This is a genomic window from Enterococcus sp. DIV0175, from assembly GCF_050529075.1.
In the GTDB taxonomy this organism is placed as follows: Bacteria; Bacillota; Bacilli; order Lactobacillales; family Enterococcaceae; genus Enterococcus_B; species Enterococcus_B thailandicus.
Genome location: NZ_CP172880.1, coordinates 2,032,978 through 2,055,870 on the forward strand (window position 1 = coordinate 2,032,978; position 22,893 = coordinate 2,055,870).

At 37.7% G+C, this 22,893-nt stretch carries 21 protein-coding genes and 1 CRISPR repeat array; of the genes, 3 read left to right on the forward strand and 18 right to left on the reverse strand.

All coding sequences use genetic code 11. The annotated features are described in order from the left end of the window. Window positions 1-56 precede the first annotated feature (56 nt). The 10 genes from IGJ76_RS09530 to IGJ76_RS09575 all read right to left on the reverse strand — a co-directional run bounded on the left by IGJ76_RS09530 (window position 57) and on the right by IGJ76_RS09575 (window position 11,667). Entirely contained in the window at window positions 57-782 is a 726-nt protein-coding gene (locus IGJ76_RS09530) for a MurR/RpiR family transcriptional regulator (RefSeq protein ID WP_075491650.1), read from the reverse strand. Window positions 783-1,190: 408 nt separating this feature from the next. Continuing rightward, window positions 1,191-2,060: a class II fructose-bisphosphate aldolase gene (locus tag IGJ76_RS09535; RefSeq protein ID WP_067480296.1), complete on the reverse strand. Its 870-nt coding sequence runs from the start codon at window positions 2,058-2,060 to the stop codon at window positions 1,191-1,193. 338 nt (window positions 2,061-2,398) lie between these two features. After that, complete coding sequence (locus tag IGJ76_RS09540) at window positions 2,399-4,009, reverse strand: CTP synthase (RefSeq protein WP_311798172.1); 1,611 nt, start codon at window positions 4,007-4,009, stop codon at window positions 2,399-2,401. 206 nt (window positions 4,010-4,215) lie between these two features. Next, a CRISPR array of direct repeats spans window positions 4,216-4,581; the repeat unit is 36 nt; unit sequence GTTTTGGAAGCATTCTAAACAACATAGCTCTAAAAC. Window positions 4,582-4,765: 184 nt separating this feature from the next. Beyond that, on the reverse strand, window positions 4,766-6,106 hold the full coding sequence (gene glnA, locus IGJ76_RS09545) for a type I glutamate--ammonia ligase (protein ID WP_067480290.1): 1,341 nt from the start codon (window positions 6,104-6,106) through the stop codon (window positions 4,766-4,768). Window positions 6,107-6,147: 41 nt separating this feature from the next. Beyond that, window positions 6,148-6,540, reverse strand: coding sequence for a MerR family transcriptional regulator (locus IGJ76_RS09550; protein WP_067480287.1), 393 nt, complete (start codon window positions 6,538-6,540; stop codon window positions 6,148-6,150). Between the two features lie 163 nt (window positions 6,541-6,703). Next, the gene (locus IGJ76_RS09555; protein WP_071869272.1) at window positions 6,704-7,957 is read right to left on the reverse strand and encodes an aminotransferase class I/II-fold pyridoxal phosphate-dependent enzyme; all 1,254 of its coding nucleotides are present in this window, start codon (window positions 7,955-7,957) and stop codon (window positions 6,704-6,706) included. Continuing rightward, on the reverse strand, window positions 7,941-9,194 hold the full coding sequence (gene hflX / locus IGJ76_RS09560; protein WP_067480282.1) for a GTPase HflX: 1,254 nt from the start codon (window positions 9,192-9,194) through the stop codon (window positions 7,941-7,943). The genes IGJ76_RS09555 and hflX overlap by 17 nt, the downstream gene beginning before the upstream one ends. Beyond that, the gene (gene miaA, locus IGJ76_RS09565; RefSeq protein WP_067480279.1) at window positions 9,191-10,120 is read right to left on the reverse strand and encodes a tRNA (adenosine(37)-N6)-dimethylallyltransferase MiaA; all 930 of its coding nucleotides are present in this window, start codon (window positions 10,118-10,120) and stop codon (window positions 9,191-9,193) included. The genes hflX and miaA overlap by 4 nt, the downstream gene beginning before the upstream one ends. Before the next feature lie 7 nt (window positions 10,121-10,127). After that, the gene (locus tag IGJ76_RS09570; protein WP_067480276.1) at window positions 10,128-10,859 is read right to left on the reverse strand and encodes a glycerophosphodiester phosphodiesterase; all 732 of its coding nucleotides are present in this window, start codon (window positions 10,857-10,859) and stop codon (window positions 10,128-10,130) included. A gap of 280 nt (window positions 10,860-11,139) precedes the next feature. Then, entirely contained in the window at window positions 11,140-11,667 is a 528-nt protein-coding gene (locus IGJ76_RS09575) for a hypothetical protein (protein ID WP_071869273.1), read from the reverse strand. A 182-nt stretch (window positions 11,668-11,849) separates the two neighbouring features. Between IGJ76_RS09575 and clpP the strand changes: the two genes are divergently transcribed. Continuing rightward, window positions 11,850-12,443, forward strand: a complete 594-nt coding sequence (clpP, locus tag IGJ76_RS09580; RefSeq protein ID WP_067480270.1) for an ATP-dependent Clp endopeptidase proteolytic subunit ClpP — start codon at window positions 11,850-11,852, stop codon at window positions 12,441-12,443. 397 nt (window positions 12,444-12,840) lie between these two features. On the opposite strand, the gene IGJ76_RS09585 is transcribed toward clpP, so the two are convergent. From IGJ76_RS09585 to efrA, 4 genes are all read right to left on the reverse strand, one after another. Further along, window positions 12,841-13,317 carry a gamma carbonic anhydrase family protein gene (locus IGJ76_RS09585; RefSeq protein ID WP_086270767.1) on the reverse strand — a complete coding sequence of 159 codons (477 nt, stop codon included), beginning with the start codon at window positions 13,315-13,317 and terminating at the stop codon, window positions 12,841-12,843. A gap of 136 nt (window positions 13,318-13,453) precedes the next feature. After that, on the reverse strand, window positions 13,454-13,627 hold the full coding sequence (locus IGJ76_RS09590) for a hypothetical protein (RefSeq protein ID WP_370629887.1): 174 nt from the start codon (window positions 13,625-13,627) through the stop codon (window positions 13,454-13,456). A 107-nt stretch (window positions 13,628-13,734) separates the two neighbouring features. After that, window positions 13,735-15,495, reverse strand: a complete 1,761-nt coding sequence (efrB, locus tag IGJ76_RS09595; RefSeq protein ID WP_067480260.1) for a multidrug efflux ABC transporter subunit EfrB — start codon at window positions 15,493-15,495, stop codon at window positions 13,735-13,737. Continuing rightward, window positions 15,492-17,222 (reverse strand): multidrug efflux ABC transporter subunit EfrA, encoded by a 1,731-nt coding sequence (gene efrA / locus IGJ76_RS09600; RefSeq protein ID WP_067480257.1) that lies wholly within the window; start codon window positions 17,220-17,222, stop codon window positions 15,492-15,494. Before efrA ends, efrB begins: the two co-directional genes overlap by 4 nt. Before the next feature lie 382 nt (window positions 17,223-17,604). Here efrA and IGJ76_RS09605 point away from each other — a divergent pair, with 382 nt between their 5' ends. Both IGJ76_RS09605 and rnjA read left to right on the forward strand, forming a co-directional pair. Continuing rightward, on the forward strand, window positions 17,605-17,817 hold the full coding sequence (locus tag IGJ76_RS09605) for a DNA-directed RNA polymerase subunit epsilon (protein WP_067480254.1): 213 nt from the start codon (window positions 17,605-17,607) through the stop codon (window positions 17,815-17,817). 1 nt (window position 17,818) lies between these two features. Then, window positions 17,819-19,501: a ribonuclease J1 gene (rnjA, locus tag IGJ76_RS09610; RefSeq protein WP_067480251.1), complete on the forward strand. Its 1,683-nt coding sequence runs from the start codon at window positions 17,819-17,821 to the stop codon at window positions 19,499-19,501. 202 nt (window positions 19,502-19,703) lie between these two features. Here the strand turns inward: rnjA and IGJ76_RS09615 are convergent, their stop codons facing one another. The 4 genes from IGJ76_RS09615 to IGJ76_RS09630 form a co-directional block, all read right to left on the reverse strand. After that, window positions 19,704-19,904 (reverse strand): cold-shock protein, encoded by a 201-nt coding sequence (locus tag IGJ76_RS09615; RefSeq protein ID WP_067480248.1) that lies wholly within the window; start codon window positions 19,902-19,904, stop codon window positions 19,704-19,706. Window positions 19,905-20,053: 149 nt separating this feature from the next. Beyond that, window positions 20,054-20,746 (reverse strand): RadC family protein, encoded by a 693-nt coding sequence (radC, locus tag IGJ76_RS09620; protein ID WP_067480245.1) that lies wholly within the window; start codon window positions 20,744-20,746, stop codon window positions 20,054-20,056. Window positions 20,747-20,800: 54 nt separating this feature from the next. Next, window positions 20,801-21,451 (reverse strand): HAD family hydrolase, encoded by a 651-nt coding sequence (locus IGJ76_RS09625; RefSeq protein ID WP_067480242.1) that lies wholly within the window; start codon window positions 21,449-21,451, stop codon window positions 20,801-20,803. Continuing rightward, on the reverse strand, window positions 21,441-22,754 hold the full coding sequence (locus IGJ76_RS09630) for a bifunctional folylpolyglutamate synthase/dihydrofolate synthase (protein ID WP_067480238.1): 1,314 nt from the start codon (window positions 22,752-22,754) through the stop codon (window positions 21,441-21,443). Before IGJ76_RS09630 ends, IGJ76_RS09625 begins: the two co-directional genes overlap by 11 nt. Between the last annotated feature and the right edge of the window lie 139 nt (window positions 22,755-22,893).

Genomic DNA, 22,893 nt, shown 5'->3' on the forward strand with positions numbered 1-22,893 from the left:
TTCTGTACCAAAATAGTGTTTTCCAAAACGCCATGTACCTAAAAGTAATAATCTTTTTAGTCGCGTTGTTGAAGTCGATCCGCGAGTTGTTCAATCAAAAAAATACAAGGTATCTGACTTGTTAAATCTTCATGTTTTTTTACTCGGCGAACATCCACATGATAGTCTAGCACACAATCAGACATTCGACTCAAGGTCGAATTGATATCTGAAGTAATGGCAATCGTCAAACAATCGTCTTGATTTCGGAAACCATTCACTACTTCGACCACCTCATTTGTCATTCCTGAAACGGATAAGGTCACTAGCACATTGTCACTCGTATTTTGCAGTTTCGATTTAATTGGATAAGTTGGATCAATTAATGGATAACTATTGTACCCCATCAAAGCAAAACGACGTGCCGCATACTCACAAATCGCCCCTGATGCTCCCATACCAAAAAAGACGATATTCTCACAATATTGGATTTTCTCCACAACTTGATTTAATTTACTTTCAATATCTTTACGAAAACTATCCCGACTCAAAATTGTCAAAGCCGCGTTAAAATCTTCTCCTTCTACCACACTCGTACTAAACTGACTGCGAAATTCAGTATAACTTTCATAACCTAGCTTACGAATCAAACGCATCACGGAAGATGCCGAGGTATGCGATTCTTGTGCAATGTCTCGCACGCGCATATACGGAACTTTATCCACATTGCTACTCATATAATGATAAATTGCTTGGTCGGTATCAGACAAAGCATTAAAATCAATATTACCAAAAAAACTCATTTGTTCTCCCCCTAGTTGCAACTAAATTCAAATTTTCCCACTTATTTCTATTTTTTCAAGTAGCAAAAAAACGGTTACAAAGCTTATTCTAGAACAAAATAACTCATAATAGCTAGCAAATCAAGTAAGGAATAATTTTTTAAATAGTTCACGATAAGATTTTTCAGATTTTTTGTTAAACAATTCAGGAACAAAGGAACAAAAATGTTTATGTAAGCCTCGTTTTATTTCGCCATTAAATCAATGAGGCTTCAATTAAGATTAACTCGTCATCTTCCATTTTGTGCATGACAGCAACCTCTTCTTTTTTTAATTTAGAGAAACGAAAATCTTTAGTAAGCAAAAAAGAGTGAGACAAAACGAATCCGTTTTGTCCCACCCTTTTCATCAGTCAACAAAGGAAGCAAATTAAGCTTTGTTTGCTGAACCGAACCAGTCAATATGAGATTCTGCATCTTTAACGATTGCAGCTTTACCTGGTGCTAATAATTTACGAGGGTCAAATCCTTTACCTTCGCGGTCTTTACCAGCTTCGATGTATTCACGAGTAGCAGCAGCAAATGATAATTGGAATTCAGTATTAACATTAACTTTTGAAATACCCATTGAGATAGCTTTTTCGATTTGGTCTTGAGGAATACCTGATCCGCCGTGTAATACTAAAGGCATGTCTGGACCTACAGCATCAGCAATTGCTTGTAAGTGATCAAATGCTAATCCGTTCCAGTTTTCTGGGTATTGACCGTGGATGTTACCGATACCACATGCTAAGTAGTCGATACCTGTAGCAACCATTTGTTTACATTCTTCAATGTCAGCTAATTCGCCGTTACCGATGATTCCGTCTTCTTCTCCGCCGATTGAACCAACTTCACATTCTACAGAGATTCCTTTAGCGTGAGCTCTTTCAACAACGTCTTTAGCTAATTTCAAGTTTTCTTCGAATGGTAAATGAGAACCATCGAACATAACTGAAGTATAGCCGATTTCGATACATTCTAAAGCTGCATCGTAGTCACCATGGTCTAAGTGGATAGCAACTGGAACAGTGATGTTCATTGCTTCAACTAAATCAGTGATTAAATCTTTACATACTTTGTAACCACCCATGTATTTAGCTGCACCCATTGAAGTTTGGATAAGTACTGGTGCTTTTTTAGCTTCAGCTGCTTCAAGAATAGCTTGAGTCCATTCTAAGTTGTTTGTGTTGAATCCGCCGACAGCGTAACCGCCTTTACGAGCAGCTTTTAAAAATTCAGCTCCTGATACTACTGGCATAATAAAATTCCTCCTAAGTTTTGTAAAAACTAAATTTGTTAAGACAATTCTTAACCAACGACCTTATTTTACCAAACATTGTGGTACTTTTCTACTAAAATCATTGAAAATGAAAATTTTCAACAAGTTTTTTGTAAAAAAGAAACACAATAACGAACCACAATTAGATAAAAATACTGTTTTATTATGTTTCTTCTTCTCATTTAATAACAAAAAAACAAATAGAAAAAATCATTCTTTTTTCATAAACCCGCATTTATTTCACTTAATTCCTGCTTTTGACTCTTCCCGCAAAAAAACAGAGCAGTTTATGAAAACTACTCTGTTTGACCTATTTCTTATTTTGCTTCGCGATCTGCTAGCGAAGCACCAACAAATGCTTTGATTAATTTTTGTGGACGATTTGGTCGTGAAATCAACTCTGGATGGAATTGACAACCAACAAAGAATTTCTTCTCAGGAATTTCAACGATTTCAACCAAGCGATTGTCTGGTGAAACACCAGAGAAAACCAATCCTTGTTCTTCAAACATTTCACGGTATTGGTTGTTGAATTCATAACGATGACGGTGACGTTCTTGAACGACATCTGCCTCTTCGTATGCTGTTGCTGTTTTCGTTCCTTTTTTGATTTTACATGGATATAAGCCCAAACGAAGTGTGCCACCAAGGTTTTCAACATTTTCTTGGTCAGCCATCAAATCAATAATATTATTTTGAGCATCAGGATTTGTTTCAGCTGAAGCTGCGTCAGGAAGACCCACTACATTGCGTGCAAATTCAACACAAGCCATTTGCATACCTAAACAAATACCTAAAAATGGAATATCATTTTCTCTGGCAAAACGAATTGCTTCAATTTTACCTTCAACGCCTCGATCACCAAATCCACCAGGAACTAAAATTCCGTCAGCATCTTTCAAGCGTTCTGCGACATTTTCTTCCGTTAATTCTTGTGCTTTGACCCAATCCAATTCAATATCTGCATCATAAGCAAAGCCTGAATGTTTCAAAGCTTCTACTACTGAGATATAAGCATCAGGTAACTCAACATATTTACCAACTAAAGCAATACGGACTTTTTTCTTCAAGTTCAAGACACGTTCTTCTAATTCTTTCCATTCCGTCATGTCTGCTTCTGGTGTTTCAAGTTTCAAGTGCTCGCAAACAATTCGGTCCATCCCTTGTTTTTGTAGCAATAATGGAATGGAATATAATGTATCCACATCCGGTGATTCAATCACGGCTTCTGGGTCAACGTCACAAAATTGTGCTAATTTATTTTTTACGTTTTGTGAAACAGGTTGTTCCGTACGAACGACTAAAATATTTGGTTGGATTCCCAAGCCACGTAATTCTTTCACACTGTGTTGTGTTGGTTTTGTTTTCATTTCACCAGCAGCTTTTAAATAAGGAATCAATGTTGTATGCACGTACATTACGTTATCTGCACCAACATCAGCTTTCATTTGACGCAAAGCCTCCAAGAATGGTAATGATTCGATATCACCCACTGTTCCGCCAACTTCGGTGATGATGACATCAGAGTCTGTTAATTTTGCGGCACGCATGATCTTTTCTTTGATTTCATTTGTGATATGTGGAATCACTTGGACAGTTGCTCCTAAGTATTCCCCTTTACGTTCTTTACGCAATACTTCAGAATAGATTTTTCCTGTGGTAACATTGGAGTATTTGTTCAAATTGATGTCGATAAAACGTTCATAGTGTCCTAAGTCTAAGTCTGTTTCCGCACCATCATCTGTTACAAATACTTCTCCATGTTGATAAGGACTCATTGTTCCTGGGTCAACATTGATATACGGATCAAATTTTTGGATAGTTACCTTTAGGCCACGATTTTTCAACAAGCGACCCAATGAAGCTGCTACGATCCCTTTACCAATCGAAGATACAACGCCGCCAGTTACAAAAATGTATTTTGTCATAAATTCAAAAACTCCTTCTTGTTTTATCTGCAGGAAAAGTCCCAGAAAAAATAAAGAAAGCTCCCTATTCTTCTAACAAGAATAGGGAGCTGAAATTTCTGTAAACTTCTGACCCTTTAAAAGGGTGCCCAAGGAGTATAATACAAGCTCCAGAATTGAAAGTCAAGACATCAATTTGATGATTGCGATTTCAAAAAAATTTGTTGGTGTTGGAAGCATTGAATACAGCATAACTCTAAAACTTACCTTACTACGTTGCAAACTATTTGATTATTTTGGAAGCATTCTAAACAACATAGCTCTAAAACACTTATACAAAAAACGGAAATCCCATGACGGTTTTGGAAGCATTCTAAACAACATAGCTCTAAAACGCGCATTATGCGATTTCAAATGAAGCGATTGTTTTGGAAGCATTCTAAACAACATAGCTCTAAAACACACAAAACGATCCAACAAGAGCAGGCGCAGTTTTGGAAGCATTCTAAACAACATAGCTCTAAAACCAACAGCCTTTCAAACGTTGGATCAAGAACGTTTTGGAAGCATTCTAAACAACATAGCTCTAAAACCCTCGCAAAAAAATTCAAGGTTTCGTAATCGCACTACTCGTCCATAGCAAAACTTCAGTTAAAGTACTTCAACAATTGTTTTTTCTTATTATATCATGGGAAAATAAACCTGTGGGAAACAAAACATAATGGATGAAAAAACACAGAGACAAAAGATTGCCTCTGTGTTTACTACTTTTTTGACTTAATAAAGTTCTAAATATTGTTCTCTTTCCCACTCAGAAACTGTTTGACGGAAAGCTGCCCATTCCAAACGTTTCGCTTCAACAAAGTTTGAGAAGATGTGTTGACCTAGTGCATCGATCATCACTTCATCTTTACGCAATTCTTTAATTGCGTTGTGAATCGTTGAAGGTAAATCTTGAATTTGCGCTGCTTCACGTTCTTCTTCGTTCATCACATAAATATTACGGTCAACCGCATCTGGCGGTGTTAATTCACGACGGATACCATCTAAACCAGCTTGCAATAATACGGCCATTGCCAAGTAAGGATTTGCAGATGGATCAACTGAACGTAATTCTAAACGAGTGGATACGCCACGTGATTCAGGAACTCGAACTAATGGTGAACGATTATGCCCACTCCATGCAACGTAAACAGGTGCTTCATATCCAGGAACTAAACGTTTGTATGAGTTCACTGTTGGATTGCAAACAGCTGTGTAAGCACGCGCATGATGCAACAACCCACCTAAGAAATGATAAGCGGTTTGACTTAATTCTAATTCGCCATCTTTATCATAAAAAGCGTTGCCGTCTTCATTAAACAAGGACATATTACAATGCATTCCTGATCCATTGATTCCATATAATGGTTTTGGCATAAAGGTTGCATGTAGGCCATGTTTTCTAGCAATTGTTTTGACAACCAACTTGAACGTTTGAATGTTATCACAAGCATCTACTACATCTGCATATTTAAAATCAATTTCATGTTGTCCTGGCGCAACTTCATGGTGAGAAGCTTCGACTTCAAATCCTAAACTCTCCAATTCTAAAACGATATCACGACGACAATTTTCCCCTAAATCTGTTGGGGCAAAATCAAAGTAACCGCCCTTGTCATTTAATGTCGTAGTAATTCCGCCATCCTCATCAAGTTTAAATAAGAAGAATTCAGGTTCTGGGCCTAAGTTGAAAGAGGTAAAACCAAGTTCTCTCATGTCTGACAACGCACGTTTTAAGTTTCCACGAGGGTCGCCAGCAAACGGTGTTCCATTTGGGTTGTAAATATCACAAATTAAACGTGCAACTTTTCCATGCGCACTCTCCCATGGGAAAATCATCCAAGTTGAAAGATCTGGATACAAATACATATCGCTTTCTTCAATTCGAACAAATCCTTCGATTGAAGAACCATCAAACATCATTTTATTTTCTAAAACCTTGTCAATTTGACTTACTGGAACTTCAACATTTTTGATTGTTCCTAAAATATCTGTGAACATTAAACGTAAAAAACGTACGTTTTCTTCCTCAATAATTCGTTTGATTTCTTCGCCAGTTATTTGTTTCTTTACCATGGTATCCCTCTTTCTCTTTCATTTTTATTTTTTTATTTTATTCAGTCATAGAATTGATGTTGCATTCCTTGCGACTGATAGTGCCCAGTTTTACTTAGCCCACCTTGTGATAACATTTCATCACGAAAGATTTGACGGACATCATGATCGGTCAATGGTCGTTTTTTCTTGGCTTCTTTTTTCTTCGCCTGCGCCATTTCATATACACGTTTGATTCCTGCCATATTCAGACCATCCGAAAGATAATCTTTGATTTCCAACAATGTATCAATATCATTCAACGAATACATACGACGATTTCCTTCGCTACGTTCAGGATGAACAAGCTCTTGCTCCTCATAATAACGAATCTGTCTCGCAGTTAGATCAGTCAACTTCATAACTGTACCAATTGGAAAAACTGACATTGAGCGTCGTAATTCCTTTTCTCCCATCAGATGTCCCCTTTCGTTTTCTAAGTTGAGAAAAGTGTACCAATTTATTTTTTACTTGTCAACGATTCATGTTAGGTTTTCTAACATGAAAGATAAAAAATTTTTCCGTACAAAAAAATGAGCTCTTTCTTTGCTAGAAAAAGCTCATAGATAGATTGATTATTTATTGATGGTAAACAGCATTCACTGCGTGAGAAACCGCAATTTTTACATGTTCAAAGGTCAAGCCACCTTGAATATACAGAGCATAGGGCTCTCTCAAAGGACCGTCTGCACTTAGTTCAATACTCGCACCTTGGACAAAAGTACCTGCTGCCATAATAATATCGTCTTCATATCCAGCCATATAAGAAGGAATCGGCGCAACAAATGAATCAATTGGTGAAAACTTTTGGATTGCTTGGCAAAACGTGACCATCGCTTCCGCATTTTCCATTTCAACTAATTGAATCAAATCCGTTCGTGGCTCATCCCAACGTGGTGTCGAACGTAGTTGATAACTCTCTAATAAAGCTGCCGTAAATACTGCACCTTGAATCGCTTGACTAACTACATGTGGCGCTAGGAAAAATCCTTGCAGCATATCATAAACATTCCCTAACATTGCGCCCCCTTCTGCACCAACGCCTGGTGTAGTCAAACGATAAGCCGCACGCTCAACAAACTCTTTTTTTCCAGCAATGTAACCACCCGTTTTCGCAATTCCACCACCAGGATTCTTGATTAATGACCCAGCAATGAGATCCGCACCAATTTGAGTGGGTTCCATTAGTTCAGCAAATTCTCCATAACAATTATCAACGAAAATGACCACATTTGGATCAATTTCATGCACAAATGTACACATTTCTTTTATTTTTTCAATCGTAAAGGATGGACGCGTAGCATAACCTCGTGAACGTTGAATCGCAACCACTTTTGTTTTGCTTGTCATCTTCTTTTTAACTTGTTCAAAGTCTACTTTTCCATTTGTTTGCAAGTCAACATGATCGTAGCCAATCCCGTACTCTTTAAACGAACCAATCCCGTTTCCGGCAACACCGATGACTTCTAATAAAGTATCATATGGAGTTCCTGTAATATAAAGCAAATCATCCCCAGGGCGCAATACACCAAAAAGGGCTGTCGCAATTGCATGTGTCCCCGAAACAATTTGTGGACGAACAAGTGCAGCTTCCGCCCCGAAAACTTGAGCATACACAGCTTCCAGAACGTCGCGACCTAAATCGTCATTTCCATAACCAGTTGATGGTAAAAAGTGAGTTTCTGATACTTGTTGCTCTCGAAATGCTGTTAATACTTTTGCTTGATTCGTCAATGCTACTTCTCGAACCTCCGCTAATCGCTTAGCAATCTTTTGATCCACTTCATCCATTTTTTCAACTAGTTCAGGCGCTAACTCAGCTGTCCAACTCATCTGTCATTCTCCTTATCCATTTCGAAGTACTTTTAGCAAAGCCTCTGACTTCATAGCTATTCTTTTCTTCGATAAATTCCTCACTTAACACCAAGGTTTGCCGCTTGATTTCACTTAACTGTTGCCCTGCCTCACTTGGTAAGAAAAGCGTATAGGGGGTTAGTAGTTCCATGATTTCTCGCTTGATTGCTCGTGTTAATTCTTGTTTTCCCGATTCACTTTTGGCTGAAATTAAACGATTAGGAAATAAAGTTGGTGTGAAAGCTCCACGATTGACTTGGTCTGCTTTATTATAAACAGTCAAGATTGGTACATCTTTCATTTCAAGTTCATCCATTAATTTCAAAACCGTTTGTTCCTGTAAAATTCGTTCAGGTGCGCTAGCATCTACGACATGTAGAAGTAAATCCATGTTTTGGCTTTCTTCTAACGTTGAATGGAACGCATCAATCAGTTGTGTTGGCAAATCTTGAATAAAACCAACAGTATCCGTCATCGTTACTTCAAACCCTTCAGGAAAATGCCATTTTTTTGTCAATGGATCAAGTGTTGCAAATAACTGATCTTTTGAATACGTATCTGCTTGGGTCAACAGATTTAAAATCGTTGATTTACCAGCATTCGTGTAACCAATTAGACCAATTTGAAAAATCTCATTGTTTTTTCGTTGTTGTCGATTGCGCTCACGATGTGCCTCAACTTCTTTCAGTTCACGTTTGACTGCATAGATTTTGTTGCGAATATGCCGACGATCCGTTTCCAGTTTTGTTTCCCCAGGTCCTCTTGTCCCAATTCCCCCGCCTAAACGAGATAAAGTCTTCCCTTGTCCCACCAATCGCGGCAACAAATATTCAAGTTGTGCCAACTCAACTTGCAATTTACCTTCTCTTGAACGCGCACGCATCGCAAAAATATCTAAAATCAATTGTACTCGGTCGATCACCGGCAATCCTACGGCATCCGAAATGATTTGGCTTTGTCGTGGCGTTAGCTCGTGGTTAAAAATAATCAAATCAGCTTCATAAGCAGTTGCTTGCTGGATTAATTCTTCTAATTTACCTTTACCAATCAATGTTTGGCGATCAACTTGTGGTCTTTTTTGTGTAAGCGAAAAAACCACTTCTCCCGCCGCGGTTTTCGTTAATTGAATCAATTCTTTCATTGATTCTGCAAAATAAGATTGATTTTTTTCCGTTTCGACCCCGACGATCACCACTTTTTCTTTCTCTTCAATCATTGTGATTCCTCCAGCCATTTTTGAATTTTCGTTTCAATTACTTGCTGTTTTTCGGGTTGCTCCACCAAATCAAACCACTGGGCAGTTAGTCGATTTCTAAACCAAGTGAGTTGTCGTTTTGCATAACGTCTGGAATTCTGTTTGATTTGTTCTGCGACTTCTTCTAAAGAATTCTGTCCATTAAAATAAGGGAAAAATTCTTTATAACCAATTCCTTGACTCGCTTGTGTGTCACCTAATTGATAAACAAAACGTGCCTCCTCTTCCAAACCAGCTTTTAGCATCAAATCCACGCGTAAATTGATTCGCTCGTAAAGCTTTTCTCGGTTCGTATCCAAACCAATCATGTAATAATCATAGAATTGTTTTGGCTGTTCTTTGGGAGCAGTAATACTGAAGCCTGTCATTTCTAAAACTTCCAGTGCCCGGACAACTTTTCGTTGATTGTTCCAATGGATTTTTTCTGCTGCTTCTGGATCTTTTTCCTTAAGCATCGTCCATAAAGCTTCGTTTCCATACTCGTCAGCAAATGCTTCGTATTTTTGGCGAACTATTTTTGTTTCCTCTTGCTGTTTGTCTGCAGCGCCTAATTGATAATCATAAAGTAAAGACTGAATATATAACCCCGTACCACCTGCAATAATTGGCAAATGACCTCGAGCCGTGATTTCAGCAATCAATTGTCTAGCAGACCGCTGAAAATCAGCAGCTGAGTAGCGTTGTGTCGGCTCAATCACATCAATTAAATGATGTGGCACGCCCGCCATTTCTTCTGAGGTGACCTTGGCTGTTCCAATGTCTAGTTTTCGGTACACTTGCAAAGAATCACCGCTAATAATTTCTCCATTAAATTTTTTTGCTAATTCAATGCTCAAAGCTGTTTTACCAACAGCCGTTGGGCCAACAATTACTAATACTTTTTCCATAAACATCCTACTTTTTCATAAATTGTTTCAGGCGAATGGCTCTCTCTGGATAATCGGTAATGATTCCTGTCACTCCAAGTCCATAGCACCAATTGATTTCTTCTTCTGTATTGATTGTCCACGGTCGAATAGGCTTGTCAAAGATTCCTAATTGTTCGGGCTGTTCTTGCAACCAAGTTTTCTTAGGATGAACGCCTTCGATAAATTTGTTTTCCTTTGCATACATGATTTTATTTTTTGAAGTCCCTGTCAAAACATCTAATTGAACATCGGGTTCTAGTTTCGCCATGCGCTCCAAAGAAGCCAGGTTAAAACTGCAATACCCATGTTCAAACGGCCAAGACTGTTGCAACAAAGCAGACACTTTTTCCTCGATTTGAGGATACTCATACTTGTCTGTCTTTAATTCAATCATTAATACACCGCGATAATTTTTTTGGAGCAAAAGGTTCAGTACCTCTTTTAACGTTGGCACTTTTGCCGCAGAAAAATCTTTGCTAAACCAACTACCGGCGTTCAACTTTTTGATTTCTTCCAACGTTTTTTCGCGAAGCAATCCTTTACCATTCGTTGTCCGATCGACTTCCTCATCATGCATCACAACTATTTGGCCATCTGCACTAAGATGAACGTCTAACTCGATTCCATCTGAACCAACACGAACTGCTTCAGCAAATGCTGGCAAAGTATTTTCAGGATGTGTTCCGCTACTTCCACGATGTGCGTAAATCTGTACCATATTCATTCACTCCAATCGAGTACTATTGTAACATATGGAAGAAGTTTCAGCTCAAGCACTGAGCTAGTTGAACAAGTACATAAGCAGTTCAAAGAACTTTCCCTGTTTTTAGATAGCTACGCATTTTTTGGATTTCTTACTTTAAAAGCTCACAAATAAATTTGTTACTAAAAAGTGTCCATTACACAAAAGTAAAAAATCTTTTTAAGAAAGCTTTTCTATCTGCAACAAAAAAGAACCCTGACTCTCGTCACGGTTCTGCTACTAGTTGATTTGCTAGTTAGCTCCACACGTCGTCTTTTGAAAAGAAGCCGATTGGTTGTTTCGTCAGATTTTTTAATTGCAATTTTTTCTCGTTAATCATCTCAGTCAAATTATCGCTAAAGTTTTCTAAAATGACACGACCACCTTTGTACGCGTACCCGCCTACTTTCATCGTTTCATCAGGTGAAAGAATTACTTTTCGATGAGCGATTGTTTTGAATAATTCATCTAAAATGTAATTAGGTAAATAAAAATTGTTTTGTGTCGCATATGATTGCAAATAAGCAAAGTCATCAATCGTGATGTAACAGTCATCAAATGCATCAAAGCTAACATACTCTTCCATTAAAGTCGAACGTTTTTGCAAAATCTCGTTGACCTTCTTATTCAATTGATTCAACGTTTCAATTTCTTTGACCTTTAGTTCTAGTTCACGTCGACGTGTTTCTTTATTTTCTAAATGACGCATCTGGATTGCCATGCCAAGATAGACAACCAACGCACCCAAAAGAACGCCAATAAATCCTATGATTCCCACTTCCAAATCTACTGCTCCCCCTTGTTTCTATTCTCTTTTTATCATAACATAAAGATGACTTTCTTCGATTAATTTATCGAAGTTTTTTCATTTGACCTTTGTTGACCAAAAAGGTATACTTCTTCTTAGGTATTAAGAATACTTTATGTTACACTAACTTTGAAAGAATTTTAAGGAGGAAATTTAGAATGAATTTAATTCCTACAGTTATCGAACAATCATCTCGTGGTGAAAGAGCCTACGATATTTATTCTCGCCTATTAAAAGACCGCATCATCATGTTGAGTGGACAAGTAACAGATGATCTTGCAAATTCAATCATTGCACAATTGCTTTTCCTTGATGCACAAGACTCTGAAAAAGATATTTATCTTTACATCAACTCTCCAGGTGGATCTGTGACAGCAGGTATGGCTATTTATGACACAATGAACTTTGTCAAAGCAGATGTTCAAACAATCGTTATGGGGATGGCTGCTTCAATGGGTAGCTTCTTACTAACTGCTGGTACAAAAGGGAAACGTTTTGCTTTACCAAACGCAGAAATCATGATTCACCAACCACTTGGTGGCGCGCAAGGCCAAGCAACTGAGATTGAAATCGCTGCTCGCCATATTTTACAAACCCGTGAACGCTTAAATAAAATCTTGGCTGAACGCACAGGTCAACCACTTGAAGTCATCGAAAAAGATACTGATCGTGACAACTATATGACTGCTCAACAAGCAAAAGATTATGGCTTGATCGACGAAGTAATGGAAAACAATTCTGCTTTAAAATAAGCATAAAAAGACTGGGACAAAACTAGAAAACCAAGTCTTCCGTAACACCTTTTTCAATTTTAAAACCGCCTAAAGTTCGTTTTTGGAAACGAACTTTAGGCGGTTTTTCTATTTAGGATATTTTGCCTCAAACTTTTTTTACGAATAAACAGTGTTCCGAAAACAACTCCTCAATATAACTTGATAGCTTGCATTTACTTCAAAATATAAAATGCTATTTTTAATCCCTGCTCGCTAGATTGTCAGAGCTCAGCATTTTGCACCACAACTTTATCCACGGTGTTCCCCAAGCAACTCCTCAATATAATTCATAACTGTCTAAAAACATGAACAGCTATTTTTGTCAGTTGCTCTTTATTTTTTCGAAGCTGACCGCTTGGAACCACAACCTTTTCATTTAATATTTGCCTGCTAAATATTCTTGCCCTAACTCAATATAGTGTTGAATATTTGCTTGATTTTTTTGAATTTCTTCCTCCGTTAACGGACGGATCACTCTAGCTGGTCGTCCAAATGCCAAAACATTTGGTGGAATCACTTTGCCCTCGGTTACCAAAGATCCTGCCCCAATCAAACTATTCTCTCCGATTTGAGCATGGTTTAGAATTGTTGAACCCATTCCAATCAACACACCTTTTTCTATTTTACACCCATGGAGCATACATTGATGACCAACAGTAACATTTTCTGCAATTTCTGTCGGCGCATCATGATCCACATGGATGATTGTTCCATCTTGAATATTGGTTCCTTGTCCTACCTTAATCCAGTTACTATCTCCTCGCAAAACGGCTTGATACCAAATCGTTACATCCTTTGCTAAAGTAACATCACCGACTACTGTTGCATTTGGTGCAATAAAGAGTTTCTCCATTTGTCCCCCTCCTTCATTCATTATTTGTTCAAAGTATAGCAATACTTTTCAGTGAATACTAGAAAAAACTAGACGAAAAAAGGTTGCAACAAAAGTCGACAGACTTCATGTTACAACCTTAAACTTCGTTTGAATCTTATAGTTGTTCTAAAACAGCTTCATAAGCTTCAACTTGTGCTAATAAACGTTCAATTTGTACTTCGTTTTCGATAAAATTGATTGAATTGCCTAGTTCTTCTTCTCGGCGTGTTGTCAAACGGTCGATTTCTTTTTTTGCTTCAGCAATTTGTTTGTTTAGGAATTGTTCCATTATTTCCATCTCCGTTTCTTCTTGATACTTTAACTGTATCACCAAGTTTTTGGAAAAACAAAAATTTCGCATCGAAAAATAATCTCTCATTTAACAAGTTAACACTACTACTCGACTTCTTCTGCAAATTGGCTGTTATAAAGTTTCTCATAAAAACCACCTTGCGCAAGCAAACTTTCATGTGTTCCTTTTTCGATAATTGATCCTTGATCCATTACTAAAATCAAATCCGCATCACGAATCGTCGACAATCGGTGCGCAATCACAAAGCTCGTGCGCCCTTTCATGACACGATCCATTGCCTTTTGAATCAAAGCTTCAAGACGTGTGTCAACTGAACTTGTTGCCTCATCCAAAATCAAAATCTTAGGATCAGAAATCACAGCACGGGCAATTGTTAATAACTGCTTCTGTCCAAGAGAAACATTGTCACCTTCAGCATTGATTTCCATTTCATAACCGTCTGGCATTGTACGAATAAAGTGATCGACATTCGCTGTTTTCGCTGCATCAACGACTTCATAATCAGTAGCATCTAATTTCCCAAAGCGAATATTATCCGCAATGGTTCCTTCATATAACCAAGCATCTTGCAACACCATTCCAAATAATGAACGGACATCACTTCGACTCAAGGATTTTGTGTCAATACCGTCAATTTTGATCGCACCGCTATTCACATCATAAAAGCGCATCAATAAATTAATCAAGGTCGTTTTCCCTGCACCAGTTGGTCCAACTACAGCAACCATCTGTCCTGCTTTGACTTCAAAATTCAAGTCTTGAATCAACGGCTTACTTGGATCGTATGCAAAGTCAACATGTTCAAACTTGACTGCACCTTCAACAACCTCAGGTAAAATCGCATCAACTTCATTTAATGGTTCTTCTGGCTCATCAAGAATTTCGAATACGCGTTTTGTTGCTGCAGAAGCACTTTGCAATACAGAAGAAAGTTGAGTGATATTCCCCATTGGTTGACTGATTTGCCAAATGTATTGAATAAACGCTTGAAGTTGCCCCACAACGATTACACCAGTAATAACATAAAAACTTCCCATAACAGCCATACCAATATACGTTGCATAAGCAGTCAATTGAACTAATGGCATCATTAAACCAGAAATAAAGGCCGCTTTAAACCCAAAGTATTTTAGTTGATGATTGACAGCTTTAAAACCATCTAATGTTTGTTTTTCACGTCCATAAACTTTTAAAACAGTAAATCCTGTCATATTTTCTTGGACATATCCGTTCAAATCACCAAGTGAATTTTGCATGTTTTGGAAATCTTTTTGCGAAACATTCACGATTTTTTTAGAAATCCAAATGGAAGCTGGAATCATGATCATTGAGATAAGTGCCATGATTGGTTGGATATAAAACATCATCACTGCAGCCATTGCAATCGCAAGTACAGCATTGACAATTCCGATAAAAGCTTGCTGTAATGCACCACTCACAGCATCCACATCATTGGTTACCCGAGATAAAATATTACCTTGTTGGTTTTTATCAAAATAAGATACGGGCAAACGATTGATCTTTTCTTCAATATCACGACGTAAATCTTGCATCGCACTTTGCACCACATTCGTCATCAGCACACCTGATAACAATTGCGAAACACAGTAACCGATCCCGACAATCGTGATCCAAATCAGACATTGAATAATATAAGAAAAGTTGATTGGTTCATTGTTTGCTAAATTTCGGCTGATTTCCGTTGTTGGTAGCCCCGTTACATAAGGAAGAGCCGCATTGAACGCAACCGTTAAGACCGTAAATAAAAGAACTAGCATAAATGTTGCTTTATAAGGATTAATATAATGTGCCAGTCTTTTTAAAGAAGAAAATGTTTGTTTCATGCTAATTCCTCCTTCGATAGTTGAGAGGCAGCAATATCGTAATAGATTGGGCAATTTTCCAGTAATTCACGGTGCGTACCCATTCCAACAACTTCCCCTTCGTTCAACACAACAATTTTATCTGCGTGCATAATCGTTCCGACACGTTGCGCCACAATCAAAACAGTGGATTCCGTTGTTTCTTTCTTCAAGCGAGCACGAAGTTTCGCGTCTGTTTGGTAATCCAAAGCAGAGAAACTATCGTCAAAAATGTAAATTTCTGGTCGGCGGATAATTGCGCGGGCAATGGCTAACCGTTGCTTTTGTCCACCAGAAAAGTTTGCGCCTCCCTCTGAAAGATGTTCATTGAATCCATCTGGTTTACGAGAAATAAAGTCAGTGGCTTGTGCAATATCTGCTGCTTCTTTCATTTCTTCATCTGTCGCATCTTCTTTTCCGTAACGGAGATTTTCTGCGATTGTTCCAGTAAACAACAAGGCTTTTTGCGGAATAAAACCAATCTTGTCACGTAAAGTGCTTAAACGATAGTCTCGCACATCTACCCCGTCAATCAGAACTTCGCCTTCACTCACGTCATAAAATCGCGGGATCAGCTGGATCAAGGTTGACTTGCCACTCCCCGTACTTCCGATAAATGCAACCGTCTCACCTGGTGAAGCGGTAAAACTTACATTACGAATGACTGGTTCTTGTGCATGACCAGGGTAAGCAAATGTTACATTCTTAAATTCAACAAATCCTTTCGTTTTCGTTTCCGAAACACCTTCAGGATTTTCTGAAATCTCAGGTTGAGCATCTAAAGCTTCTTGGATACGCGAAGCAGAAACAGCTGCCCGTGGATACATCATAAAGACACTTGCAAAAAGCATGAACGAGAAGAGCGCGTGGAAAATATATTCGATAAATGCAATCAAGTCCCCTACTTTTAGTGACCCAGCATCAATTTGTAGTGTCCCGCTCCAAATAATCAAGACCATTACAATATTAAACAGGAAGTAAAAACCTGGTTGTGCTACTGCCATCAAACGAAATAAACTTTTTGAGCTTGATGCATAATTTTCATTGACTTCGCCAAAACGTTTTTCTTCGAATTTTTCATTCACAAAAGCGCGGATAACACGCAGACCAGATAAATTTTCTCTTAGTATACTGTTGATTTTATCTAAATTCTTTTGTTGCTTTTTGGATAATGGTTCAGAAACTTTCGCAATCGCTATCACTGCGAGTAATAAGAAAGGGAGTGCGCCGACTACATACAACCCTAATATCGCACTTGTCCGAACAACCATATATAGACTGACTGCAAACATCATCGGTGTCATAAAACCAATTCGCAAAATGTTTTGTAAAAACAACATAATCTGATACGCATCATTCGTCGTACGCGTAATCAGAGAAGAAACACCTAAATTTTCATACTCTTGATGCGAATAACTTTGAATTTTTTCAAATAAATCATCACGAATATCTGCAACAATATTCGTCGTGATTCTTGAACCAAAATAGCCTAAAAGAATATTTAAAATAATTCCGATAACGGTGATTACAATCATGACAATCCCTTGTTGTTTGACGTAATCAAAATCATCTTGTAATATCCCAAAGTCAATCATTCGTGCCAAAATCGTTGGTAAACCTAATTCAATGAGGATAAAACCAAATACACAAATAAAATTCAAAAGTAAGAATTTCTTGTACCTCATTGTGTAGTGCCACATTAACTTCACTTTCTCATCTCCCTTTTAAAAATTTCATTTTTTTGCCATTAAATCCCATGATAGCACACTAAAAACCTTATTAGAACACTTCACGTTCAAAAAATTACTGGAAATAAATCCTCAAGATTTTTTAGGACTCTGCTGTTGATTTCTATACTTATTCCCCAATTTGTGCTAGAATAACAAGTAATTATTGTATAATTTTTTATACAAAGGTACGGTTGAAGAAAATTCCGAACAGAACAAGCAAAGCGAGGCTTGTCTCTTTGATTCAAATAATTAATTTGAGTCAAAGCATATCAAAATTCAGGTGGCTTGCCCACTCGTTTTGTGTTGTCTAAAAAATCAACTAGCTAAATTCCTGCGTATGCAGATAAAGGAGACAAAATAAATGATTTACAAAGTTTACTATCAAGAATCAAAAATCCGTAACCCTAAACGGGAAGAAACACAAGTGCTTTACATTGACGCGAAAGATGATGTCGAAGCACGTCAACGCGTTGAAGAAAATACCCCATACAATATCGAGTTCGTTCAACTTCTAGAAGGAAATCACCTAGAATACGAAAAAGAGAACGTTCAATTTACTTTAGTGGAGTTTTAAGATGAAACTTTCCATCAAAAATAATGAGACAGGCGTCTTTGCAATTGGTGGATTAGGTGAAATTGGGAAAAACACGTATGGGGTACAATTTCAAGATGAAATTATCATCATTGATGCTGGAATTAAATTCCCAGAAGATGATTTACTTGGAATTGACTATGTGATTCCTGACTACAGCTACATCGTTCAAAACTTGCACAAGGTGAAAGCTCTTGTGATCACTCATGGCCATGAAGATCATATCGGCGGTATTCCTTATCTTTTGAAACAAGCAAACATTCCTATTTATGCTGGACCTCTTGCATTAGCCTTGATTACAAATAAATTGGATGAACATGGCTTGCTTCGTGATGCTGAGCTTCACGAAATCAATGAAGATACGATTATTCGTTTTAGAAAAACATCCGTTAGCTTTTTCCGTACAACTCATAGTATTCCAGATGCTTTAGGTGTTGTAGTTAAAACGCCATCTGGAAACATCGTTGCAACAGGTGACTTCAAATTTGATTTCACACCCGTTGGCGAACCAGCTAACTTACACAAAATGGCACGTATCGGCGAAGAAGGTGTTCTATGTTTACTATCCGATAGTACGAACGCTGAAATTCCAACCTTTACAAAGTCAGAAAAAACCATTGGCTTATCCATTTTAAAAATCTTTGAAAAAATCGAAGGACGTATTATTTTTGCCAGCTTTGCTTCAAACATCTTCCGTTTACAGCAAGCCGCAGATGCAGCAGTCGCAACTGGTCGAAAAATTGCAGTCTTTGGTCGAAGCATGGAAAATGCAATCGTTAATGGACAACGTCTAGGCTACATCAATGTTCCTGATGGTACATTTGTCGATGCTCATGAGATTAATCGTTTGCCTGCAAATGAAACAATGATTTTATGTACTGGTTCTCAAGGTGAACCAATGGCAGCTCTTAGTCGTATCGCTAATGGAACTCACCGTCAAATTCAAATCCAACCAGATGATACTGTGATTTTTTCAAGCTCACCAATTCCAGGAAATACAACAAGTGTTAATCACTTGATTAATTTGTTATCTGAAGCTGGTGCTGAAGTTATTCACGGAAAAATCAACAACATCCATACTTCTGGTCATGGTGGCCAAGAAGAACAAAAATTGATGTTGCGTTTAATGAAACCAAAATATTTCATTCCCGTTCACGGTGAATTTCGAATGTTAAAAATCCATGCTTCCTTAGCACAAGATGTAGGTGTTCCTGCTGAAAACTGCTTTATTATGGAAAACGGGGATGTCTTAGCATTAACTGCGGACTCTGCTCGACCAGCCGGTCACTTTATTTCTGGCGATGTCTATATTGATGGTAGCGGAATTGGTGACATCGGTAATGTTGTCTTGCGTGATCGCCACACCTTATCTCAAGAAGGACTTGTGTTAGCTGTCGCTACAGTTGACATCAAGAAAAAAGAAATCTTGGCTGGACCAGATATCTTATCACGCGGCTTTGTTTATATGCGTGAATCTGGTGAAATGATCAACGAGGCACAGCGAATTTTATTCCACGCCTTACGAGAATGTTTGAACGCACCTGATTGCTCAGAACATAAATTAAAAGAAGCAATGACTAGTGCATTACAACCTTTCTTATTTGATCGAACAGAAAGACATCCAATGATTTTACCAATGATTATGACTCCCGATATGGGCGAATAACTAGCAACTTACTCCCACAAAATAAGTGAGAATAAACGAAAAAACACTTCTATTCCCTTCATTTTAATAATGAAGAAAATAGCGGTGTTTTTCTTTGTCTAAAAAAGTAACTTGTTTTTTCTCTTATTACCACATATTCACCTAAAAAAAAAAGACAGTAACCACAAGAATTGTAGTTACCGCCTTTTGAATATTGAGTGAATTAAGCTTTCTCAACGTTTGTAGCTTGTGGTCCACGATCTGAATCTTCTACATCAAAAGTTACAGCTTGGCCTTCTTCTAATGTTTTGAATCCGTCGCCTTGAATTGCTGAGAAGTGAACGAATACGTCGCTTCCGTCTTCACGTGAAATGAAGCCAAATCCTTTTTCAGCATTAAACCATTTAACTGTTCCATGTTCCATTATATAATAGCCTCCTCGTGCATAAGAGCACTTATTTGTTTGTAACATTGCTCGTGTACGATAGAGGTGAACAAATGTCTAACTTCTATTCCCAAACAAAATTACACTATAATTGTACACTTGCTCAGTTTTTTTTGCAAGAATGTCACCTACTCCTCTTCCAGTAATCCCTCTTCTCTTAAGCTCAAATATTGCTTCGTACCAATAATCAAATGATCTAATACTTCGATTCCCATCAACTCGCCACACTCTCTCACCCGTTTAGTAAAATGTAGATCTTGTTTGGATGGAAGAACATTACCAGATGGATGATTATGCGCCAAGATGATTTTTGCTGCAGAAACTCTCACAGCAAAATGAAAAATTTCTCGTGGATGAGCAATCGACTGATTTAAAGAACCAATAAACAACGTTTTCTTCAAAATGAGTTGATTCTGGGTATCCAAATAAATACATACTAAATGTTCTTGTTGAAAATCACGCATCTCCATAATCAGCTGTTGCGCAAGGTCATAGCTTGAGCGTATCAGTGCACTTGCTGGTCGGGCTTCCACTTGAATGCGTTGACCTAACTCAATCAACGCACAAATTTCTAATGCTTTGACTCGACCGATTCCACGAATTTCCCGCAACTCAGTTAATGATGCTTGTCGTAATGCAGTTAAATTAGCAAATTTTTTCAAGACCTCACCTGCAATATCCATTACATTATATGGGTGTTGTCCTGTACGTAGTAAAATCGCTAGCAATTCTTGATCAGACAAAGCCTCTACACCATAAGATTCCATTCGCTCTCTTGGAAGTGATGTCGTCGGTACTTCTTTCATCAATCGTTTCCCCATAAAAAAACCTCCTATTCCGTTCACTATAACTTACGAAAAAAGAGGTGTTTTTTATCAAATAAATGTTGGAATTTCATGTAATGAAGAGACCACAGCAACTGTTTTATCTGCAAGTTCAGCAGATGGCTCCAATAAATCTGGTACCATAATAACAGGTATTTCTGCTGCTTCTGCTGCTAAAATCCCATTTTGTGAATCTTCTAAAATCAAGGTATTTTCTTTAGTTGTTCCTAACTTTTGTTGCGCTAATAAAAAGATTTCTGGATCTGGTTTGGCACGTTTTACATTTTCAGCAGAAACGATCATATCAAAACGAGTCAATAAATTATTTTTTTCTAATAAGAGTTCGATCACTTTTCGTTGATTGCTAGAAGCCACCACTTTAGGAATATCTTGTTCCTCCAAGAAATCTAGTAGTTCCATCACACCAGGCTTTAGTTGAACATTTCCGGAAGCAAAACGAGTAAGCGTTTCCTGGAAAGACTCGTCAATAAATCTCTGAACGGTTTCTCGGCCATACTCAGCAAAAATCTCATGATAATTTGCCCAGACTTCTTCATCAGAAACACCGAGAAAGCGCAAATAAAATTCTTTATCGTACGGAAAACCCATTTGATCGGCTACCATCTGAGTTGCTTCATAATAAACCATTTCTGTATCAAACAATAAGCCATCCATGTCAAAAATCACTGCGTTAACCTTCATCATTTCCTCCTAATTCAACTAATAGTTTACGAACTTCTGAAATAAAGTAAAGAGAACCTGTTACCAGTAATACATCTTCGTCTGTCATTTTTTCTAAAATTTCCGCTAATCCAAATTGCCAAAGTGAAACGATTGACACTTTTTGATTGGCTAAATCTGCTACTTGATCCAGTTCAATTGCTTTTGGATACTCAAATGTAGTGAGATAAATATGGGCGTTAGGAATATCTTGTAATTGTTGCAACATACTATTTACATTTTTGGTAGTCAATGCCGAAAACAAGATATTGATTCGATAACCAGAAAATTCTTTTTTCATATTTTGAACCAATCGCTTCATCGCATGGGGGTTATGTGCACCATCTAAAATAACTAATGGTTCTTCACTTAAACGTTCCATTCTGCCAGGCCAGTGTGCTTGTTTCAAGCCATTTTTGACTTCTTTTTCGCGAAACGGCAATTTTTCCATTTGGCAATAAAGTGCATACAATTCAATAGCAACGCCTGCATTTTCTACCTGATGTTGGCCCAACATACTTGTACTTAGACCGACCATTTTTCCGGATTCATTATAAAAGTCAAAAACTTCACCCCAATTTTTTGCTGGATGTTGATAGATGACTCGATACTCTTCACCAAATAAATAATGTTTCGCATTTTTATTTTTAGCTGTCTCATTAATCACGGCTAATGCATTTGGTTCAATTTTCCCTGTCACAACAGGTATACCTTGCTTAATGATTCCCGCTTTTTGTGCTGCAATTTCTTCTAGTGTTTTTCCAAGAACCTCCGTATGATCCAGCCCAATCGTTGTGATGGCTGTCAGCATTGGCTGGGCAACATTCGTTGAGTCCAACAAGCCACCTAAGCCAACTTCAATAATTGCGATATCGACCTGTTTTTCTAAAAAATAATCAAATGCCATTGCAGTTAAAGTTTCAAACTCCGTAATTCCAGCAACTACTTCAAATTTATCAAGATGTTCAACCAGCGGCTGATACTTTTCCACTAATTGAATCAATTCTTCATCAGGAATTCCTTTCCCATTGATTGAAATTCGTTCATTAAATGTTTCAATGTAAGGAGAGGTAAAGGTTCCTACTGTTAACCCTGCTTCTTCTAACAAACAACGTAGATATGTCACAGTTGAACCCTTGCCATTGGTCCCAGCAATATGAATCGTTTTGACTTTTTTTTCTGGGTGATCAACGACTTCCAGTAATGCATTCACGCGATCTAAACCTGGACGTGAGCCAAAAGGTAATCGGCTATGGATCCAAGCAATTGCTTCTTCAATTGTCATCAACAATGCCCCCATTTCTCTTTCATTATAGCAAAAAGAACGGCTGAAAGAAGTGTTCCGCTTAAAGAAAACCGAAAAATCATTCAAAATCAGCTTTCTACTTTTTTATTTTGTCTTCTTCTGAGAAAAAGACAAAAAA

Bases quoted from the DNA above. Each gene is read 5' to 3' on its own strand.
- IGJ76_RS09605 (WP_067480254.1), top strand. From the start codon at position 17,605: ATGATTTACAAAGTTTACTATCAAGAATCAAAAATCCGTAACCCTAAA.
- IGJ76_RS09585 (WP_086270767.1), bottom strand. From the start codon at position 13,317: ATGGAGAAACTCTTTATTGCACCAAATGCAACAGTAGTCGGTGATGTT.
- IGJ76_RS09590 (WP_370629887.1), bottom strand. From the start codon at position 13,627: ATGGAACAATTCCTAAACAAACAAATTGCTGAAGCAAAAAAAGAAATC.
- radC (WP_067480245.1), bottom strand. From the start codon at position 20,746: ATGGGGAAACGATTGATGAAAGAAGTACCGACGACATCACTTCCAAGA.
- IGJ76_RS09530 (WP_075491650.1), bottom strand. From the start codon at position 782: ATGAGTTTTTTTGGTAATATTGATTTTAATGCTTTGTCTGATACCGAC.
- IGJ76_RS09630 (WP_067480238.1), bottom strand. From the start codon at position 22,754: ATGACAATTGAAGAAGCAATTGCTTGGATCCATAGCCGATTACCTTTT.
- IGJ76_RS09615 (WP_067480248.1), bottom strand. From the start codon at position 19,904: ATGGAACATGGAACAGTTAAATGGTTTAATGCTGAAAAAGGATTTGGC.
- efrB (WP_067480260.1), bottom strand. From the start codon at position 15,495: ATGAAACAAACATTTTCTTCTTTAAAAAGACTGGCACATTATATTAAT.
- IGJ76_RS09625 (WP_067480242.1), bottom strand. From the start codon at position 21,451: ATGAAGGTTAACGCAGTGATTTTTGACATGGATGGCTTATTGTTTGAT.
- IGJ76_RS09550 (WP_067480287.1), bottom strand. From the start codon at position 6,540: ATGGGAGAAAAGGAATTACGACGCTCAATGTCAGTTTTTCCAATTGGT.
- hflX (WP_067480282.1), bottom strand. From the start codon at position 9,194: ATGATTGAAGAGAAAGAAAAAGTGGTGATCGTCGGGGTCGAAACGGAA.
- IGJ76_RS09535 (WP_067480296.1), bottom strand. From the start codon at position 2,060: ATGCCAGTAGTATCAGGAGCTGAATTTTTAAAAGCTGCTCGTAAAGGC.
- IGJ76_RS09555 (WP_071869272.1), bottom strand. From the start codon at position 7,957: ATGAGTTGGACAGCTGAGTTAGCGCCTGAACTAGTTGAAAAAATGGAT.
- rnjA (WP_067480251.1), top strand. From the start codon at position 17,819: ATGAAACTTTCCATCAAAAATAATGAGACAGGCGTCTTTGCAATTGGT.
- IGJ76_RS09540 (WP_311798172.1), bottom strand. From the start codon at position 4,009: ATGACAAAATACATTTTTGTAACTGGCGGCGTTGTATCTTCGATTGGT.
- IGJ76_RS09570 (WP_067480276.1), bottom strand. From the start codon at position 10,859: ATGGTACAGATTTACGCACATCGTGGAAGTAGCGGAACACATCCTGAA.
- glnA (WP_067480290.1), bottom strand. From the start codon at position 6,106: ATGGTAAAGAAACAAATAACTGGCGAAGAAATCAAACGAATTATTGAG.
- miaA (WP_067480279.1), bottom strand. From the start codon at position 10,120: ATGGAAAAAGTATTAGTAATTGTTGGCCCAACGGCTGTTGGTAAAACA.
- clpP (WP_067480270.1), top strand. From the start codon at position 11,850: ATGAATTTAATTCCTACAGTTATCGAACAATCATCTCGTGGTGAAAGA.